General features: G+C 62.8%; 2 protein-coding genes and 1 pseudogene. All 3 read left to right on the top strand.

Annotation, left to right across the window (positions count from 1 at the left end; translation table 11 throughout):
* On the top strand, window positions 1-1,785 hold a 1,785-nt coding region (locus BFV97_RS17635; protein ID WP_069301695.1), incomplete at its 5' end, for a copper-translocating P-type ATPase.
* Window positions 1,786-1,804: 19 nt separating this feature from the next.
* Window positions 1,805-2,224, top strand: coding sequence for a Cu(I)-responsive transcriptional regulator (gene cueR, locus BFV97_RS17630; protein ID WP_007120891.1), 420 nt, complete (start codon window positions 1,805-1,807; stop codon window positions 2,222-2,224).
* 107 nt (window positions 2,225-2,331) lie between these two features.
* Window positions 2,332-2,581: pseudogene (locus BFV97_RS17625) on the top strand (DUF305 domain-containing protein); the annotation flags it as partial.

Below are 2,581 nucleotides of genomic sequence, written 5' to 3'. Positions count from 1 at the left end.
TCGGCGGCCTACATCTATTCACTTGTGGCGCTTTTCGCACCGACGCTGCTGCCCGCGGGATCGCGCGCGGTCTATTTCGAGGCGGCGGCGGTCATCGTGGTGTTGATCCTTCTGGGCCGCTGGCTGGAGGCCCGCGCGAAGGGCCGGACCGGGGCTGCGATCCAGAAGCTGATGGGCCTTCAGGCAAAGACGGCCCGTGTGCTGGTTGACGGGGAGCCGCAGGATGTGGCCATCGACCGCATCGTCGCTGGCGACATTCTGATCGTGCGCCCTGGCGAGCGGATCGCAGTGGATGGTGAACTGACCGAAGGCAGTGCCCGTGTGGATGAGAGTATGATCACCGGCGAACCGGTGCCGGTCGCCAAATCCGTGGGCGATCCCGTCACAGGCGGCACCGTCAACGGCAGCGGTGCCTTCCACTTCCGCGCGACGCGTGTGGGCGCCGACACGACGCTGGCCCAGATCATCCGGATGGTCGAAGAGGCGCAGGGCGCCAAGCTACCGATTCAAGGGCTGGTGGACCGGATCACGCTCTGGTTCGTGCCCGCTGTCATGGCATTGGCGCTTTTGACGGTGATTGTCTGGCTGTTGGTCGGTCCTTCGCCCGCGCTGTCCTTTGCTTTGGTGGCCGGTGTATCTGTGCTGATCATCGCCTGCCCCTGCGCGATGGGGCTCGCCACGCCGACGTCGATCATGGTCGGCACGGGACGTGCCGCCGAGATGGGCGTGCTCTTCCGCAAGGGCGACGCGTTGCAACAGCTATCCAGCGTGGATGTGGTGGCGCTGGACAAGACCGGAACGGTTACCCAGGGCCGCCCGGAACTGACCGATCTCGTGCTTGCGGACAGCTTTGACCGCACCGAGGTGCTGGCGCTTGTCGCCGCTGTCGAGGCGCAATCGGAACACCCGATCGCCGAGGCAATCGTGCGCGCGGCAAAGGTCGAGGGCGTCGCGCGGCATGACGCCAAGGATTTTGAATCCATCACCGGCCACGGCGTGCGGGCAAAAGTGGCGGGCCGCGAGGTGCTTGTCGGGGCCGACCGCCTGATGACCCGCGAGGGGCTGGAGATTGGCGATCTGGCCGATGAGGAGCGCCGTCTGGCCGAACAGGGCCGCACCGCACTTTTCGCGGCGATCGACGGTCGTGTCGCCGCCGTCATCGCGGTGTCCGATCCGGTGAAGCCGTCCAGCGCCGCTGCAATCCGCGCCTTGCACGCACAGGGACTGAAGGTCGCCATGATCACCGGTGACAAGCGCGAAACGGCAGAGGCTATCGCCCGCGAAATCGGCATCGACCATGTGATCGCCGGCGTTCTGCCCGACGGTAAGGTGGCGGCGCTGGACGATCTGCGCGGCGCGGGCAAGCGCATCGCGTTCGTTGGCGACGGGATCAACGACGCACCCGCGCTTGCCCATTCGGACGTGGGTATCGCGATCGGCACCGGTACAGACGTGGCCATCGAATCCGCAGATGTGGTGCTGATGTCCGGCGATCTGCGCGGCGTCGTGAACGCCCTCGAGGTGTCGCGGAGCACCATGCGCAACATCCGCCAGAACCTTTTCTGGGCATTTGGATACAACGTCGCCCTGATCCCGGTTGCGGCGGGCGTGCTTTATCCGGTGTCAGGACTTCTGCTCTCACCCGTTCTGGCAGCAGGTGCGATGGCGCTCAGCTCTGTCTTCGTGCTGACGAATGCGCTGCGGCTGCGCCGCGTGCGCCCGGCGATGGACGAAACGGCGCGCCCCGTCTCCGAAGCCTCGGCATCCCCGATTCCAGCTGAATGAACTCAAGGAGGAAACGATTATGAACATCGGAGATGTGGCCGACCTTTCCGGCCTTCCCGCCAAAACAATCCGCTACTACGAAGACATCGGTCTTGTCGAACCGCTGCGCAGTTCAAATGGCTATCGCAGCTTCCGGCAGAGCGACGTTCACAAGCTGGCCTTTCTCGGCCGCGCCCGCGCCCTTGGATTCACCATCGAGGATTGCCGGAGCCTGCTCAAGCTTTATGCCGACACCGACCGCGCCAGCGCCGAGGTGAAGCAGATTGCCGAAGAGCATCTTGATCGGATTGACAGCAAGATCGCTGAACTAACCGAAATGCGCGCGACGCTGTCGCATCTTGTGGATGCATGCGCGGGTGATCACCGCCCCGATTGCCCCATCTTGGCCGATCTGGCGATGGAACAAAAGGCGGGCAGTATCAGCAAGGCGTCCGGATAGCTCTGACGTCTGCAAAAGCCGAACTTTCCCGAAAACTACGGAACATTCCAGCGCAGCAATGTTGTTCCTTCTATAGGACATCAATTTTTCGAGACTGGAGGGTTCCAATGACATACATACGCTTTTTCGCGATGATCGCCACATCCACGGTGGTGATGTTCATCCTGATGTATCTCAACACCTATCTGCTGAGCCATATCTTCTGGTCCGAAACACGCGCCTATATGGCCGTGCTGATGGGGGCCATAATGGCGATCATCATGCTGGGCTTCATGCTGTCGATGTACTCCAGCAAGGCGATCAACGCTGCCATCTTTGTTGGCGGCGCCGTGGTGTTTGCCGGATCCCTCTGGCTGG

This window comes from Neptunicoccus sediminis, assembly GCF_001719615.1.
Lineage (GTDB): Bacteria > Pseudomonadota > Alphaproteobacteria > Rhodobacterales > Rhodobacteraceae > Amylibacter > Amylibacter sediminis.
This window is presented reverse-complemented; position numbering and strand designations above follow the sequence as displayed.